This is a genomic window from Pseudomonas sp. GD03944 (assembly GCF_029839275.1).
Taxonomy (GTDB): domain Bacteria; phylum Pseudomonadota; class Gammaproteobacteria; order Pseudomonadales; family Pseudomonadaceae; genus Aquipseudomonas.
In genome coordinates this window covers 1-16509 of sequence record NZ_JAOCAH010000017.1, presented here as the reverse complement: position 1 = coordinate 16509, position 16509 = coordinate 1, and the positions used below count along the sequence as shown (strand labels likewise).

Sequence of the window (16509 nt, the reverse complement as noted above, 5' to 3'; positions counted from 1 at the left end):
AGCAAAAAATGGCAGAGCACGCGCCCTGCCAAATTTAGGGGTGCATGAGTCTAAAGAGACTACAGCCCCCAGTCAAGGCAAAGCCCGGACGACAAGTCGCCCGGGCTCCGCACTCAATTGCTGCTCGAGTTCAGCGCTTCGGTCAGTGCGGCTTCCACCTCACTGGCGCTGACACGAACCGGCTTGTCGGCATCACGCTTGCGCTTGCGCTCGCTGTGGTAGGCCAGACCGGTACCTGCCGGGATCAGACGACCCACGACCACGTTTTCTTTCAGGCCACGCAGGAAGTCGCGCTTGCCGGTAACCGCCGCTTCGGTAAGAACGCGGGTGGTTTCCTGGAACGATGCCGCCGAGATGAAAGACTCGGTGGACAGCGATGCCTTGGTGATACCCAGCAGCACGCGGGTGTACTTGGCAATGAACTTGTCCTCTTCGGACAGACGCTCGTTCTCGCCCAGTACCTGGGTCAGCTCCATCTGGTCGCCCTTGATGAAGGAAGAATCACCGGACTCGGTCACTTCGACCTTGCGCAGCATCTGACGCAGGATGGTCTCGATGTGCTTGTCGTTGATCTTCACGCCCTGCAGGCGGTAAACGTCCTGGATCTCGTTGACGATGTACTTGGCCAGCGCGCTGACACCCAGCAGACGCAGGATATCGTGCGGATCGCTCGGGCCGTCGGAGATGACTTCACCCTTGTTGACCTGCTCACCTTCGAACACGTTCAGGTGGCGCCACTTCGGAATCAGCTCTTCGTACGGATCGCTGCCATCGGTTGGCGTGATGACCAGACGACGCTTGCCTTTGGTCTCCTTGCCGAATGCGATGGTGCCGCTGATCTCTGCCAGGATCGACGCTTCTTTCGGGCGACGAGCTTCGAACAGGTCGGCAACGCGCGGCAGACCACCGGTGATGTCGCGAGTCTTCGAGGTTTCCTGCGGGATACGGGCGATAACATCACCGACACCGATCTGCGCACCGTCCGCCACACCGACCAGGGCGTTGGCAGGCAGGAAGTATTGAGCCGGTACGTCGGTACCCGGCAGCAGCAGCTCCTTGCCATTGGCATCGACCATCTTGATCGCCGGACGGATTTCCTTGCCAGCGGCAGGACGATCCTTCGGATCCAGAACTTCGATGTTGGTCAGACCCGTCAATTCGTCAGTCTGACGCTTGATGGTGATGCCTTCTTCCATGCCCACGAAGGTCACGGTACCTTTCATCTCGGTCACGATCGGGTGGGTGTGCGGGTCCCACTTGGCGACGATGGCGCCAGCGTCGACCTTGTCACCTTCCTTCACGGAAATCACAGCACCGTACGGCAGCTTGTAGCGCTCGCGCTCGCGGCCGAACTCGTCCGCGACAGCCAGCTCACCGGAACGCGATACCGCGATCAGGTTGCCGTCAAGGCGCTCGACGTGCTTCAGGTTGTGCAGGCGGATCGCACCGCCGTTCTTCACCTGGACGCTGTCTGCAGCCGAAGTACGGCTGGCCGCACCACCGATGTGGAACGTACGCATGGTCAGCTGGGTACCCGGCTCACCGATCGACTGAGCGGCGATAACGCCGACAGCTTCACCGATGTTCACCTGGTGACCGCGAGCCAGGTCGCGACCGTAGCACTTGGCGCAGATGCCGTAGCGGGTTTCACAGCTAATCGGCGAACGCACGACGACTTCGTCGACGCTGTTCAGCTCGATGAACTCGACCCACTGCTCGTCGACCAGCGTACCGGCCGGAACGATGACGTCATCGGTACCCGGCTTGAATACATCGCGAGCGATGACACGACCCAGTACACGCTCACCCAGCGGCTCTACAACGTCACCGCCTTCGATGTGCGGTGTCATCAGCAGGCCCTGCTCGGTGCCGCAATCGATCTCGGTCACGACCAGATCCTGGGCCACGTCGACGAGGCGACGGGTCAGGTAACCGGAGTTCGCGGTCTTCAGTGCGGTATCCGCCAGACCTTTACGCGCACCGTGCGTCGAGATGAAGTACTGCAGAACGCTCAGACCTTCACGGAAGTTCGCGGTGATCGGCGTCTCGATGATGGAGCCGTCCGGCTTGGCCATCAGGCCACGCATACCGGCCAGCTGACGAATCTGCGCGGCGCTACCACGAGCACCGGAGTCCGCCATCATGTACATGGAGTTGAAGGACTCCTGGTCGACGGTCTGACCTTCGCGATCGACCACCTTCTCTTTCGAGAGGTTGGCCATCATCGCCTTGGAAACTTCGTCGTTGGCCTTCGACCAGAGGTCGATCACCTTGTTGTACTTCTCGCCCTGGGTTACCAGGCCGGAGGCGTACTGCGATTCGATTTCCTTCACTTCCTCGGTGGCGGCGTCGATGATGCGCGCCTTCTCATCCGGGATGACGAAGTCGTTCACGCCGATCGACACACCGGAGATGGTCGAATAGGCGAAACCGGTGTACATCAGCTGGTCAGCGAAGATGACGGTGTCCTTCAGACCCACCGTGCGGTAGCACTGGTTGATCAGCTTGGAGATCGCCTTCTTCTTCATCGACTGGTTGACCACGTCGTAGGACAGGCCAGCCGGCACGATCTGGAACAGCAGCGCACGGCCGACGGTGGTGTCGACGATACGGGTGTTCTTGGTGATCGAGCCGTCTTTCTCTTTGACAGTCTCGTTGATGCGCACTTTCACGCGGGCGTGCAGGGACGCTTCGCCGGCGCGGAATACGCGGTCGACTTCCTGCAGGTCGGCGAACACGCGACCTTCACCCTTGGCGTTAACGGCTTCACGGGTCATGTAGTACAGACCCAGAACCACGTCCTGCGACGGAACGATGATTGGCTCACCGTTGGCGGGCGACAGGATGTTGTTGGTCGACATCATCAGCGCGCGCGCTTCCAGCTGGGCTTCCAGCGTCAGCGGCACGTGAACGGCCATCTGGTCACCGTCGAAGTCGGCGTTGTACGCGGCGCAGACCAGCGGGTGCAGCTGGATCGCCTTACCTTCGATCAGAACCGGCTCGAACGCCTGGATACCCAGACGGTGCAGGGTCGGTGCACGGTTGAGCAGGACGGGGTGTTCGCGAATCACTTCGGCGAGAACGTCCCACACTTCCGGCAGCTCGCGCTCGACCATCTTCTTGGCGGCCTTGATGGTGGTCGCCAGACCACGCATTTCCAGCTTGCCGAAAATGAACGGCTTGAACAGCTCGAGGGCCATCTTCTTCGGCAGACCGCACTGGTGCAGACGCAGGGTCGGACCTACGGTAATTACCGAACGGCCGGAGTAGTCCACGCGCTTACCGAGCAGGTTCTGACGGAAGCGACCTTGCTTACCCTTGATCATGTCAGCCAGGGACTTCAGCGGACGCTTGTTCGAGCCAGTGATGGCACGACCGCGACGGCCGTTGTCCAGCAGGGCGTCGACCGCTTCCTGCAGCATGCGCTTTTCGTTGCGCACGATGATGTCCGGCGCGGACAGGTCGAGCAGACGCTTCAGGCGGTTGTTACGGTTGATCACCCGACGATACAGGTCGTTCAGGTCGGAGGTGGCGAAACGGCCACCGTCCAGCGGTACCAGCGGACGCAGGTCTGGCGGCAGAACCGGCAGAACGGTCAGAACCATCCACTCAGGCAGGTTGCCCGAGCCCTGGAAGGCTTCCATCAGTTTCAGGCGCTTGGACAGCTTCTTGATCTTGGTTTCCGAGTTGGTCTGCGGAATCTCTTCGCGCAGGCGGCCGATCTCGTGCTCCAGGTCGATAGCGTGCAGCAGCTCGCGGACGGCCTCGGCACCCATGCGGGCGTCGAAGTCGTCACCGAACTCTTCCAGCGCTTCGAAGTACTGCTCGTCGTTCAGCAGCTGGCCCTTCTCCAGGGTGGTCATGCCCGGGTCGATGACGACATAGCTCTCGAAATAGAGCACGCGCTCGATATCACGCAGGGTCATGTCCATCAGCAGGCCGATACGGCTCGGCAGGGACTTCAGGAACCAGATGTGGGCAACCGGGGACGCCAGTTCGATGTGCGCCATGCGCTCACGACGAACCTTGGCCAGTGCAACTTCAACGCCGCACTTCTCGCAGATCACACCGCGGTGCTTGAGGCGCTTGTACTTGCCGCACAGGCACTCGTAGTCCTTGACTGGGCCAAAGATCTTGGCGCAGAACAGGCCGTCACGTTCAGGCTTGAACGTACGGTAGTTGATGGTTTCCGGCTTTTTAACTTCACCGAACGACCACGAACGGATCATCTCAGGCGAGGCCAACCCGATACGGATGGCGTCGAACTCTTCGATCTGACCCTGGTTTTTCAGCAAATTCAGTAGGTCTTTCAAGGCCTTTCCTCCTGGCGGAGCAGGCAGCGGGCTGGGTTAGCCCCGCTGCCGATTCACGTCGTGTTATTCGGTTTCCAGATCGATGTCGATACCGAGCGAACGGATTTCTTTGATCAGTACGTTGAAGGACTCGGGCATGCCCGGCTCCATACGGTGATCACCGTCCACGATGTTTTTGTACATCTTGGTACGGCCGTTCACGTCATCCGACTTCACGGTCAGCATTTCCTGCAGGGTGTAGGCGGCGCCGTAGGCTTCCAGTGCCCAGACCTCCATCTCCCCGAAGCGCTGACCACCGAACTGCGCCTTACCGCCCAGCGGCTGCTGGGTAACCAGGCTGTAGGAACCCGTGGAACGCGCGTGCATCTTGTCGTCCACCAGGTGGTTCAGTTTCAGCATGTACATGTAGCCAACAGTGGTCGGACGCTCGAACTGGTTGCCAGTACGGCCGTCGATCAGGCGCATCTGGCCGCTTTCCGGCAGATCCGCCAGCTTCAGCATGGCCTTGATCTCGCTTTCCTTGGCACCGTCGAACACCGGGGTGGCCATCGGCACACCGCCACGCAGGTTCTTCGCCAGGTTCAGGACTTCCTGATCGCTCAGTTCATCCAGGCTTTCCTGACGGCCGCCGATCTCGTTGTAGATCTGCTGCATGAACTTGCGCAGTTCAGCGACCTTGCGCTGCTCTTCGAGCATGCGGTTGATCTTCTCGCCCAGGCCCTTGGCCGCGAGGCCCAGGTGGGTTTCGAGGATCTGACCGACGTTCATACGCGACGGTACGCCCAGCGGGTTCAGAACGATGTCGACCGGCGTACCGTTGACGTCGTGCGGCATGTCTTCGACCGGCATGATCACGGAGACCACACCCTTGTTACCGTGACGACCGGCCATCTTGTCACCCGGCTGGATGCGACGACGGATTGCCAGGTAGACCTTGACGATCTTCAGCACGCCTGGAGCCAGGTCATCGCCCTGCTGCAGCTTGCGCTTCTTGTCTTCGAACTTGTCGTCGAGCAACTGACGGCGGTCGGAGATGTAGGCCTGGGCCTTTTCCAACTGCTCGTTCAGCGCATCGTCAGCCATGCGCAGCTTGAACCACTGACCGCGCTCGAGGCCGTCGAGGAACTCGTCGGTGATTTCTGCACCCTTCTTCAGGCCAGCGCCGCCTTCGGCCTTCTTGCCAACCAGGGCGGAACGCAGACGCTCGAAGGTCGCGCCTTCGACGATGCGGAACTCTTCGTTGAGGTCCTTGCGGATCTCGTCCAGCTGCATCTTTTCGATAGCCAGGGCACGGGAGTCACGCTCTACGCCGTCACGGGTGAAGACTTGTACGTCGATGACAGTACCCTTGGTACCGGTCGGTACGCGCAGGGAGGTGTCTTTAACGTCGGACGCCTTCTCACCGAAAATCGCACGCAGCAGTTTCTCTTCCGGAGTCAGCTGGGTCTCGCCTTTCGGAGTGACCTTACCGACCAGGATGTCGCCCGGGCCGACTTCGGCGCCGACGTAGACGATACCGGCTTCGTCCAGCTTGTTCAGTGCAGCCTCACCCACGTTCGGGATGTCCGCAGAGATTTCCTCTGGGCCGAGCTTGGTGTCACGTGCCACACAGGTCAGTTCCTGGATGTGAATCGTGGTGAAACGGTCTTCCTGAACCACACGCTCCGACAGGAGAATGGAGTCTTCGAAGTTGTAGCCGTTCCACGGCATGAACGCGACGCGCATGTTCTGGCCGAGAGCCAGCTCACCCATGTCGGTGGACGGACCGTCAGCGAGGATGTCGCTGCGCTCTACCTTGTCACCCTTGCTGACCAGCGGACGCTGGTTGATGCAGGTGTTCTGGTTGGAGCGGGTGTATTTGGTCAGGTTGTAAATGTCGACACCGGCTTCGCCGGTTTCAACTTCGTCGTCATTCACACGTACCACGATACGGCTGGCGTCGACGGAGTCGATCACACCACCGCGACGGGCCACGACGCAGACACCGGAGTCACGGGCGACGTTGCGCTCCATGCCGGTACCGACCAGCGGCTTGTCCGAACGCAGGGTCGGCACGGCCTGACGCTGCATGTTCGAACCCATCAACGCACGGTTGGCGTCGTCGTGCTCAAGGAACGGAATCAGCGAGGCAGCAACCGAAACGACCTGCTTCGGCGACACGTCCATCAGGGTGACGTCTTCAGGCGCTTTTACGGTGAATTCGTTCAGGTGACGAACAGCTACCAGCTCATCGACCAGCTGACCTTTGTCGTTCATGGTCGCCGAAGCCTGGGCGATCACGTGATCGGCCTCTTCGATGGCGGACAGGAAGACGATCTCGTCGGTTACCAGGGTGTCCTTCACCACACGGTACGGGCTCTCGAGGAAGCCGTACTGGTTGGTGCGGGCATAGGCAGCCAGGGAGTTGATCAGACCGATGTTCGGACCTTCAGGGGTCTCGATCGGGCACACACGGCCGTAGTGAGTTGGGTGTACGTCACGGACTTCGAAGCCCGCGCGCTCACGGGTCAGACCGCCCGGGCCAAGAGCCGAAACACGGCGCTTGTGGGTGATCTCGGAGAGCGGGTTGTTCTGGTCCATGAACTGCGAGAGTTGGCTGGAGCCGAAGAACTCTTTCACCGCCGCCGCAACCGGCTTGGCGTTGATCAGGTCCTGCGGCATCAGGCCTTCGCTTTCAGCCATCGACAGACGCTCTTTGACCGCGCGCTCTACACGCACCAGGCCAACGCGGAACTGGTTCTCGGCCATTTCGCCTACGCAGCGAACACGGCGGTTACCCAGGTGGTCGATGTCGTCGACGATGCCTTTGCCGTTACGGATATCGACCAGGGTCTTGAGGACCTCGACGATATCTTCCTTGCTCAGCACGCCCGAACCCTCGATCTCGGTACGACCGATACGACGGTTGAACTTCATGCGGCCCACGGCCGACAGGTCGTAACGCTCGGCGCTGAAGAACAGGTTGTTGAACAGGGTCTCGGCAGCATCCTTGGTTGGCGGCTCGCCAGGACGCATCATGCGATAGATCTCGACCAGCGCTTCCAGCTGATTGGTGGTGCTGTCGATCTTCAGGGTATCGGAGATGAACGGACCGCAATCGATGTCGTTGGTGTACAGCGTTTCGATGCGGACAACCTGAGCCTTGGCAATCTTGACCAGGATCTCGGTGCTCAGCTCGGTGTTGCACTCGGCGATGATTTCGCCGGTAGCCGGGTGCACGATCGCCTTGGCAGTGGTACGGCCAATCAGGTAGTCGATCGGGACTTCCAGCTCTTTGATGCCAGCCTTGTCCAACTGGTTGATGTGGCGCGCGGTGATACGGCGGCCTTGCTCAACGATGACCTTGCCCTTCTCGTCCTTGATGTCGAGGACGGCAACTTCGCCACGCAGACGCTGCGGAACCAGCTCCAGGTTCAGGGTTTCGCCCTTCACGTGGAAAACGTTGGTTGCATAGAACGCGTCCAGCACTTCTTCAGTGCTGTAGCCCAGCGCGCGCAGCAGCACGGAAGCCGGCAGCTTGCGACGGCGGTCGATACGAACGAATACGGCGTCCTTCGGGTCGAATTCGAAGTCCAGCCAGGAACCGCGGTACGGAATGATCCGCGCGGAGTACAGCAGCTTGCCCGAGCTGTGGGTCTTGCCACGGTCGTGGTCGAAGAACACGCCCGGCGAACGGTGCAGCTGGGAAACGATGACGCGCTCGGTACCGTTGATAACGAAGGTACCGTTCTCGGTCATCAGGGGGATTTCCCCCATGTAAACTTCTTGCTCTTTAATGTCTTTGATCGCTTTGTTCGACGATTCTTTGTCGAAAATGATCAAACGAACCTTCACCCGCAGCGGCACAGCGAACGTCACGCCGCGCAGCACGCACTCCTTGACGTCAAATGCCGGCTCGCCCAGGCGATAACCGACATATTCCAGAGCAGCATTGCCGGAATAGCTGATAATCGGGAAAACGGACTTGAAGGCCGCATGCAGGCCGATGTCACGGAATTGATCCTTGGTCGCTCCCGCCTGCAGGAATTCGCGATACGAATCCAGCTGGATGGCCAGGAGATACGGCACATCCATGACATCCGGCAACTTGCTAAAGTCCTTGCGGATACGTTTTTTCTCAGTGTATGAGTAAGCCATCAGCGTTCCCCAGCTTGGTCACCTGCTTATTTGGCCTCTCCGACGGGAGCAGCCAGAAACTCTTGCAAACCCCAGGTTTGCGCCACCTCGTAGGTGGGTATTTCCCATTCAGGCCCGGCCACGAATAGCCGAGCTAGAACGGAAAAAGGCCGGTGGCAAAAGCCACCAGCCATCAGCCTTAAGCGAGTCGCTCGGGCTGTAGACGCAAGGTCGTCGCTTACTTGAGCTCGACTTTGGCGCCTGCTTCTTCCAGAGCCTTTTTAGCGGCTTCGGCTTCGTCTTTCGACACGCCTTCTTTGACCACGCCAGGAGCGCCGTCAACTACTGCTTTGGCTTCTTTCAGACCCAGGCCGGTCAGTTCGCGAACTGCCTTGATCACGTTCACTTTCTTCTCGCCAGCGTCGGCCAGAACAACGGTGAACTCGGTTTGCTCTTCAGCAGCGGCAGCAGCCGGGCCAGCAGCAGCAACGGTAGCAGCGGCAGCGGTAACGCCGAAGGTTTCTTCCATCGCTTTGATCAGCTCAACGATTTCCATAACGGATTTCTGGCCGATCGCTTCGATGATTTGCTCGTTAGTCAGAGACATGACTATCAATTCCTGTATTGGGGTGACAGCTTATGCAGCCATCAAATTAAACATGTGATTTCGAAAGGTGCTACGCGGCCTTAGGCTGCAGCAGCTTCTTTCTGGTCGCGAATGGCTGCCAGAGTGCGAGCGAGCTTGCTGGTGGCGCCTTGAATAACGCTCATCAGCTGCGCGATGCCCTCGTCGCGGGTCGGCAGGCTTGCCAGTACGTCGATCTGATTGGCTGCAAGGTACTTGCCCTCGAACGCAGCTGCTTTGATCTCGAACTTGTCCTGACCCTTGGCGAATTCCTTGAACAGACGGGCAGCAGCGCCCGGGTGCTCGTTGGAGAACGCAATCAGGGTCGGGCCTTTGAACACGTCGTTGAGCACGTCGTACTGAGTGCCTTCAACGGCGCGCTTGAGCAGGGTGTTACGTACGACACGTACGTATACGCCAGCTTCGCGGGCCTCTTTACGGAGTCCGGTCATAGCACCTACGGTCACGCCACGGGCATCAGCCACGACAGCGGACAGGGCAGCTTTGGCAGCCTCGTTGACTTCAGCGACGATGGCCTTCTTGTCTTCGAGTTTAATTGCCACGGGTTTACTCCTGGATGTTACCGTTTCGCCCAGCCGGAGCCGGACGGCGTTTTGGTGTCTGATTCGGTAAGAATCGGGAGCACCATCTGCGTAGGGTTGAAGATCGCTCTTCTGGTTTGAGACTTGCGCCCCCTACGGTCTTGGATAGCCCCCGCCAGGCAGGGACCCCAATTTTTCAGGCTGGCCGAATCGCTTCGGCCAGCCACATTCATTACGCGTCGAGCGAGCTCTGGTCGATGACCAGACCTGGGCCCATGGTAGTGCTCAGGGTTACGCGCTTGACGTAAACACCTTTGGAAGTCGAAGGCTTCAGACGCTTGAGGTCAGCAATCAGCGCCTCTACGTTCTGCTTCAGCTTCTCGGCATCGAAACCGACCTTGCCAACGGAACCGTGGATGATGCCGTTCTTGTCGGTACGGAAACGCACCTGACCAGCTTTGGCATTCTTGACGGCAGTAGCAACGTCCGGAGTAACGGTACCGACCTTCGGGTTAGGCATCAGGCCGCGAGGACCGAGAACCTGACCCAGCTGACCCACGACGCGCATGGCATCCGGGGAAGCGATCACGACGTCATAGTTCAGATCGCCAGCCTTCATTTCGGCAGCCAGATCGTCCATGCCTACGCGGTCAGCACCGGCAGCCAGAGCAGCTTCAGCGCCCGGACCCTGGGTGAAGACAGCAACGCGAACGGTCTTGCCGGAGCCGTTCGGCAGAACGGTAGCGCCACGAACAACCTGGTCGGATTTACGCGGGTCAACACCGAGGTTAACGGCAACGTCAACGGACTCGGAGAACTTGACAGCGGACAGCTCAGCCAGCAGAGCGGCAGCTTCAACGAAGTTGTAAGCCTTGCCAGCTTCAACTTTCTCGGCGATAGCCTTTTGGCGCTTGGTCAACTTAGCCATTACACACCCTCCACGTTGAGGCCCATGCTACGAGCGGAGCCCGCGATGGTGCGCACGGCTGCATCCATATCGGCAGCAGTCAGGTCAGCCTGCTTGGTCTTGGCGATTTCTTCCAGCTGAGCACGGGTAACGGTGCCCACTTTTACGCTGTTCGGGCGAGCCGAACCGCTGGTCAGGCCGGCGGCCTTTTTCAGCAGAACCGAAGCCGGGGTGCTTTTGGTTTCAAACGTGAAGCTGCGGTCGCTGTAGACAGTGATGATCACTGGAGTCGGCAGACCAGGTTCCATGCCCTGAGTCTTGGCGTTGAACGCCTTGCAGAATTCCATGATGTTCACGCCGTGCTGACCCAGAGCAGGACCAACGGGTGGCGACGGGTTGGCTTGTCCAGCCTTCACTTGCAGCTTGATATAAGCCGAGATTTTCTTAGCCATGAGCTACTCCAATTATGGGTACGAACGCCTTTCGGCTCCCCAGTTATTACCTATTTATCCCAGTGACGACAAAACCCCGCAGCCTTGGGCTGCGGGGTAAGGGATGCGGTTGTCAGTTATGCCTTTTCGACCTGACTGAACTCCAGCTCGACCGGAGTGGAACGACCGAAAATGGTCACTGCCACCTGGATTCGGCTCTTTTCATAATTCACTTCTTCAACAACACCACTGAAGTCCGCGAAAGGACCATCAATGACGCGAACCATCTCACCCGGCTCGAAGAGTGTCTTCGGCTTCGGCTTGTCACCACTGTCGGCAACGCGACGCAGAATGGCGTCAGCCTCTTTGTCCGTGATAGGCGCAGGCTTGTCGGCAGTACCACCGATGAAGCCCATGACACGAGGAGTGTCCTTGACCAAGTGCCAAGTACCTTCATTCATGTCCATCTGCACCAGGACGTAGCCCGGAAAGAACTTGCGCTCGCTTTTACGCTTCTGACCATTGCGCATCTCGACCACTTCTTCAGTGGGAACGAGAATCTCGCCAAAGCCATCTTCCATTCCGGCGAGCTTGACGCGCTCGATCAGCGAACGCATCACATGCTTCTCGTAACCCGAGTAAGCATGCACAACGTACCAACGCTTAGCCACGGGACACCTTTAGCTTACGATGAACGAAACAAGCCAACCCAGGAAGGAGTCAAGCCCCCACAACAACAGCGCCATCACCAACACCACAGCCACGACAATCAGCGTGGTCTGCGTGGTTTCCTGGCGGGTCGGCCAAACGACTTTGCGAATTTCAAGACGCGCTTCCTTTGCCAGTACGAAGAAGGCTTGACCCTTAGTCGTCTGCAGTGCAACCAGGGCTGCCACGACCGCCAGAGCGATCAGTGCCAGCACACGGTACAGAATCGGCTCGCCAGAGAAGTACTGATTACCGACAACACCCACCACTACAAGAGCAGCAACGACCAGCCATTTGAGCAGGTCAAAGCGAGAGTCTTTGGCTTCAGCCTTAGCATTCATTTACGAGGATCCTGTGAAAGACACGCCAAATTCGTTAGAAAATGGCAGGTCAGGAGGGAATCGAACCCCCAACCTGCGGTTTTGGAGACCGCCGCTCTGCCAATTGAGCTACTGACCTAAAACAAAATCAGGCCGACCATTATGCCGGCCTGAAGGGGACAGATCAACCGATTACTCGACGATCTTGGCAACCACGCCAGCACCAACGGTACGACCACCTTCGCGAATTGCGAAGCGCAGGCCGTCTTCCATGGCGATCGGCTTGATCAGGGTGACAACCATTTTCACGTTGTCGCCCGGCATTACCATCTCAACGCCTTCCGGCAGTTCGCACGAACCGGTTACGTCGGTAGTACGGAAGTAGAACTGCGGACGGTAGCCCTTGAAGAACGGGGTGTGACGACCACCTTCTTCTTTGGACAGAACGTACACTTCAGCTTCGAACTTGGTGTGCGGCTTGATGGTGCCCGGCTTGGCCAGAACCTGACCACGCTCTACGTCGTCACGCTTGGTGCCGCGCAGCAGAACGCCGCAGTTCTCGCCAGCACGACCTTCGTCGAGCAGCTTGCGGAACATTTCAACGCCGGTGCAGGTAGTCTTGGTGGTAGGACGCAGACCAACGATTTCGATTTCTTCCTGGATCTTGACGATACCGCGCTCTACACGACCGGTAACTACAGTACCGCGGCCGGAGATCGAGAATACGTCTTCGATCGGCATCAGGAACGGACGATCGATTGCACGAACCGGCTCAGGGATGTAGGTATCCAGAGTCTCGACGAGCTTCTTGACGGCACTGGTGCCCATCTCGTTGTCGTCCTGGCCGTTCAGAGCCATCAGCGCGGAACCGATGATGATCGGAGTGTCGTCGCCCGGGAAATCGTAAGTGCTGAGCAGGTCACGCACTTCCATTTCAACCAGCTCCAGCAGCTCGGCGTCGTCAACCATGTCAGCCTTGTTCAGGAAGACAACGATGTACGGAACACCTACCTGACGGGACAGCAGGATGTGCTCGCGAGTCTGAGGCATCGGACCATCAGCGGCCGAGCAAACCAGGATCGCGCCGTCCATCTGGGCAGCACCGGTGATCATGTTCTTGACGTAGTCGGCGTGGCCCGGGCAGTCAACGTGCGCGTAGTGACGAATGTTGGAATCGTACTCTACGTGTGCAGTGTTGATGGTGATACCACGAGCCTTCTCTTCCGGAGCGCTGTCGATCTTGTCGAAATCTACGCGAGCGGAACCGAATACTTCGGAGCAAACGCGAGTCAGAGCTGCGGTCAGAGTGGTTTTACCGTGGTCAACGTGACCGATGGTACCTACGTTGACGTGCGGTTTATTACGTTCAAATTTTTCTTTAGCCATTTTGACCGTCTCCGAGCGAAGAATTCAGCAAGCAATACCACCATTAAAACAAAGGCAGATACTTTCATATCTGCCTTTATTAAGTGGAGCTCATGAGCGGATTTGAACCGCTGACCTCACCCTTACCAAGGGTGTGCTCTACCAACTGAGCTACATGAGCGAAACACATTGCAACAGCAACAAACCTGGAGCGGGTAGCGGGAATCGAACCCGCATCATCAGCTTGGAAGGCTGAGGTTCTACCACTGAACTATACCCGCGGAGCCCATTGCTCTCGCTAAATCTGGTGGAGGGAGAAGGATTCGAACCTTCGAAGTCTATGACGTCAGATTTACAGTCTGATCCCTTTGGCCACTCGGGAATCCCTCCAAAAGGAGGCGGCATTCTCTTTTCCTGCCACCCTACTGTCAAGCATTTTCTCATTAAAAACCTGAGCTTAGCTACTTTGACAGCTACTTCAGCAGATTCACCTTTCAGTGCCACCCTGCGAAGCGGGCGCCATTCTATGCATTCTATCGAGGGGTTGCAACCCCCTCGCACGGCATTAATTGATGTTGTAACCCATTGAAGTCAAAAGCCAAACGCTGAAGCAGCGCATCATCGGCCAAACGCCGACTCTCCGGGGCGATACGCACCCAGTAATTGCGGTGTGCGCGAGGCAACTCTCGCAGCGAGGGTTCATATCCGGCATCACGCAAACGCTGCATGACGCTCTCGGCGGAATCCACCCGAGGAAAGATCCCCAACGAAATACCGTTGGCGAGCTCGCCCTGGGTAATGATGTAGCTGTCGATCTTTCGCGCCTGCAATTCTCTCAACTGACGAAGAGAGGCCTGCCGGGATGCCAAGGGCGGGAGATAAACCCAATAATCCACCCCAGCTGCCGCATCAACCGATTGAACACGGGAGCGAATATCGAGACTCAACAGGCGCTGCTCGACAAGCGCGGCCTGAGACTCCTGCTCGAAACCGCCCAGAAACAGGCATACCGCTTCTGGCGATTCGTCCGGCGCGCGCTCACGCCGAGTCGGCGCATCCGACTCACTGAGCAACTGAATATCACGCTTGCCCTGCTGCTGCAGCGCCAAAGGAGCAACCTCCTTGGCTTTCAAGGGCGCCTGCTGCTGATGCCAGACGTAATAGAACAGGTTCAAGACCACCAACAACAAGAACATCCAACGCATGCCAAACCTCAAGGTAACGGGCAGGCAACAGCCAGGCCAATGAACACCAGATCAGGCACAACCCTCGCATCCGCCACGAAATCAACAGCAAGCGAGGCATCCCCTCCGGTGAGGAAAACATCGAAGGAGCCCCCCAGGTACTCAGGGGCAAGATCCAGCTGGGTGCGGACGAACCCCCGCAGCATGAGCAAACAACCCCGCTCCACCGCCTCAGCGGTAGAGCGGCCTGGCGCCAGGCTTTGCTGAGCCTGCTCCGCCACCGCATCGTCATAGCGAATTCTGCGGGTGTGCGTCCGCAACTGACTGCGCATCAGCGGTGCGCCCGGGCAAATGAACCCACCCAAGTGCTCGCCGGCAGCCCCCACAAAATCGGAAGTCACCGCGGTGCCAAGATCGATAATCAGACAAGCCCTGCCCGCCAGTCGGTATGCACCGACAAGCGCAAGCCAACGATCCAGACCCAGACGCTGATACTCTTCGTATCCATTCGTCACGCCACCCAGGACCTGCGCCGGCCTTGCACAGACACAGCGAACCGAAAAAGCATCCTCAATCAGCGCGACAAGACGCGCAGTCTCGTCATCCGTGCGAACGCTGACCAAGCGGCAAGCGAGCAATGTGATGGATTGCGAGAAAATCGCATCGATCAGCTCCTGATCCGTGCCGACGACGCCGCCACACACATAGCTCGACGCATCTCGGCTGATCACCCGCCACTTGATGAAACTGTTTCCGCAATCGAGCTCAAGAATCATCGCTTAACCTCAAGCTGAGCTCACCGCCACTGAAGTGCCGCTCAACACCGTTCACCCTCAATCGTATGGCGCCCGTCTGGTCCACCCCTAGCACGACGCCCTCAATGGGTTCGCCGCCGGCGGTCAGCGCAACGCTTCGCCCCTGCCACAGATGATTGTCTTGCCACTCACCCAGCAAAGAAGAAAATCCATCTACCCGGTGCAGCTCGAGATAACGCGCAAGCTGGGCATTGAATACCGCGACAAGCTGATTTCGATCGACCAACTCACCCAATTCGGCGCGTACCGAAGTCCAAGGTTGATCAATCGCCACGCGGTGACCAGGCTGCATATTCACATTAATGCCAACCCCGATCACAACATGACAGAGGTCCGCTGGATCGCCGGACAACTCAAGGAGAATTCCCGCGATCTTACGGCCATTCACTAAAACGTCGTTGGGCCACTTCAGGCCGGCACCCTGAACACCCAACTCCTGCAACGCACGCAACAGCGCCAGACCGACGACAAGGCTCAAACCTTCCAGCTGGCGCATCCCACCATTCACGGATAAAGCCAAGCTGTAATAGAGGTTATCGCCATAGGGACTTACCCAATCACGCCCTCTTCGACCGCGCCCCGCGCGCTGACATTCGGCGAGCACCAGAAACGGTGGGACATCGCCCCGAGCCAACCGCCGGAGCACCTCAGCATTCGTCGAGTCGACAGAAGAAAGGACACTGCAGGGCCAAGCCCCCTGCAGAGTGGCCTCATCGAGCAGAATCATGGGGTTTTGCAAACGATAGCCCCGCCCCCGCACGGTATGCACAACGAGCCCAAGCTCGTCTTGCAAGGACTGAAGCTGTTTCCAGATGGCCGAGCGACTCACTCCTAGCTCGGCGCCAAGCGCCTCGCCAGAATGAAAGCGTCCATCCTGTAGAAGTTTAAGCAGGGGCAGCATGCGAGTCCCACCAAGCAATGAGGCACGCATGATAACGACGCACCCTCGGCTTGCCTACACAACGGCTATGCGGATTTCACCGGCCCTCCTCCTCAACACGACCAGGAAGTACAGCCCTGAGCCATACAGGTAATCCAGGATAGAAGGTTTCGCCTGCTGAGTGATTGCCCAAACGGGCTGGGCCGTAAGTTTCTGTCGCGGCCGGGGGGAAGGGGCGGCGGCTTGCAGCCTGATCGGCCAGACAGCAGCTTTCATCCGCCGCAGAAAAGACGAAACCCCAGA

At 58.5% G+C, this 16509-nt stretch carries 12 protein-coding genes and 4 tRNA genes; all 16 read right to left on the bottom strand.

All coding sequences use genetic code 11. From position 1 onward, the window contains the following. Positions 1-113 precede the first annotated feature (113 nt). Entirely contained in the window at positions 114-4313 is a 4200-nt protein-coding gene (gene rpoC, locus N5C28_RS20995) for a DNA-directed RNA polymerase subunit beta' (protein WP_279825251.1), read from the bottom strand. 63 nt (positions 4314-4376) lie between these two features. After that, on the bottom strand, positions 4377-8450 hold the full coding sequence (gene rpoB / locus N5C28_RS20990; RefSeq protein ID WP_279825250.1) for a DNA-directed RNA polymerase subunit beta: 4074 nt from the start codon (positions 8448-8450) through the stop codon (positions 4377-4379). A 217-nt stretch (positions 8451-8667) separates the two neighbouring features. Continuing rightward, positions 8668-9036, bottom strand: a complete 369-nt coding sequence (gene rplL, locus N5C28_RS20985; protein WP_279825248.1) for a 50S ribosomal protein L7/L12 — start codon at positions 9034-9036, stop codon at positions 8668-8670. 80 nt (positions 9037-9116) lie between these two features. Continuing rightward, a complete protein-coding gene (gene rplJ, locus N5C28_RS20980; RefSeq protein WP_147176962.1) occupies positions 9117-9617 on the bottom strand; it encodes a 50S ribosomal protein L10 in 501 nt (166 codons plus the stop codon). Between the two features lie 211 nt (positions 9618-9828). Beyond that, positions 9829-10524 carry a 50S ribosomal protein L1 gene (rplA, locus tag N5C28_RS20975; protein ID WP_279825247.1) on the bottom strand — a complete coding sequence of 232 codons (696 nt, stop codon included), beginning with the start codon at positions 10522-10524 and terminating at the stop codon, positions 9829-9831. Then, positions 10524-10955 carry a 50S ribosomal protein L11 gene (rplK, locus tag N5C28_RS20970; RefSeq protein ID WP_279825246.1) on the bottom strand — a complete coding sequence of 144 codons (432 nt, stop codon included), beginning with the start codon at positions 10953-10955 and terminating at the stop codon, positions 10524-10526. The genes rplA and rplK overlap by 1 nt, the downstream gene beginning before the upstream one ends. Before the next feature lie 116 nt (positions 10956-11071). Beyond that, positions 11072-11605, bottom strand: a complete 534-nt coding sequence (gene nusG, locus N5C28_RS20965) for a transcription termination/antitermination protein NusG (RefSeq protein ID WP_279825245.1) — start codon at positions 11603-11605, stop codon at positions 11072-11074. 9 nt (positions 11606-11614) lie between these two features. Further along, positions 11615-11983 (bottom strand): preprotein translocase subunit SecE, encoded by a 369-nt coding sequence (gene secE / locus N5C28_RS20960; protein WP_279825244.1) that lies wholly within the window; start codon positions 11981-11983, stop codon positions 11615-11617. Positions 11984-12025: 42 nt separating this feature from the next. Continuing rightward, positions 12026-12101, bottom strand: a tRNA-Trp gene (locus N5C28_RS20955). Between the two features lie 53 nt (positions 12102-12154). Continuing rightward, the gene (tuf, locus tag N5C28_RS20950; protein ID WP_279825242.1) at positions 12155-13348 is read right to left on the bottom strand and encodes an elongation factor Tu; all 1194 of its coding nucleotides are present in this window, start codon (positions 13346-13348) and stop codon (positions 12155-12157) included. A gap of 84 nt (positions 13349-13432) precedes the next feature. Beyond that, positions 13433-13508: transfer RNA gene (locus N5C28_RS20945), tRNA-Thr, on the bottom strand. Positions 13509-13534: 26 nt separating this feature from the next. After that, positions 13535-13608, bottom strand: a tRNA-Gly gene (locus N5C28_RS20940). Positions 13609-13632: 24 nt separating this feature from the next. Continuing rightward, positions 13633-13717, bottom strand: a tRNA-Tyr gene (locus N5C28_RS20935). Positions 13718-13860: 143 nt separating this feature from the next. Continuing rightward, the gene (locus N5C28_RS20930) at positions 13861-14532 is read right to left on the bottom strand and encodes an SPOR domain-containing protein (protein ID WP_279825240.1); all 672 of its coding nucleotides are present in this window, start codon (positions 14530-14532) and stop codon (positions 13861-13863) included. 8 nt (positions 14533-14540) lie between these two features. Further along, entirely contained in the window at positions 14541-15287 is a 747-nt protein-coding gene (locus N5C28_RS20925) for a pantothenate kinase (protein ID WP_279825239.1), read from the bottom strand. Beyond that, complete coding sequence (birA, locus tag N5C28_RS20920) at positions 15277-16227, bottom strand: bifunctional biotin--[acetyl-CoA-carboxylase] ligase/biotin operon repressor BirA (RefSeq protein WP_279825238.1); 951 nt, start codon at positions 16225-16227, stop codon at positions 15277-15279. Before birA ends, N5C28_RS20925 begins: the two co-directional genes overlap by 11 nt. Between the last annotated feature and the right edge of the window lie 282 nt (positions 16228-16509).

Bases quoted from the DNA above. Each gene is read 5' to 3' on its own strand.
- rpoB (WP_279825250.1), bottom strand. From the start codon at position 8,450: ATGGCTTACTCATACACTGAGAAAAAACGTATCCGCAAGGACTTTAGC.
- rplL (WP_279825248.1), bottom strand. From the start codon at position 9,036: ATGTCTCTGACTAACGAGCAAATCATCGAAGCGATCGGCCAGAAATCC.
- rplA (WP_279825247.1), bottom strand. From the start codon at position 10,524: ATGGCTAAGTTGACCAAGCGCCAAAAGGCTATCGCCGAGAAAGTTGAA.
- rplK (WP_279825246.1), bottom strand. From the start codon at position 10,955: ATGGCTAAGAAAATCTCGGCTTATATCAAGCTGCAAGTGAAGGCTGGA.
- secE (WP_279825244.1), bottom strand. From the start codon at position 11,983: ATGAATGCTAAGGCTGAAGCCAAAGACTCTCGCTTTGACCTGCTCAAA.
- tuf (WP_279825242.1), bottom strand. From the start codon at position 13,348: ATGGCTAAAGAAAAATTTGAACGTAATAAACCGCACGTCAACGTAGGT.
- N5C28_RS20930 (WP_279825240.1), bottom strand. From the start codon at position 14,532: ATGCGTTGGATGTTCTTGTTGTTGGTGGTCTTGAACCTGTTCTATTAC.
- N5C28_RS20925 (WP_279825239.1), bottom strand. From the start codon at position 15,287: ATGATTCTTGAGCTCGATTGCGGAAACAGTTTCATCAAGTGGCGGGTG.
- birA (WP_279825238.1), bottom strand. From the start codon at position 16,227: ATGCTGCCCCTGCTTAAACTTCTACAGGATGGACGCTTTCATTCTGGC.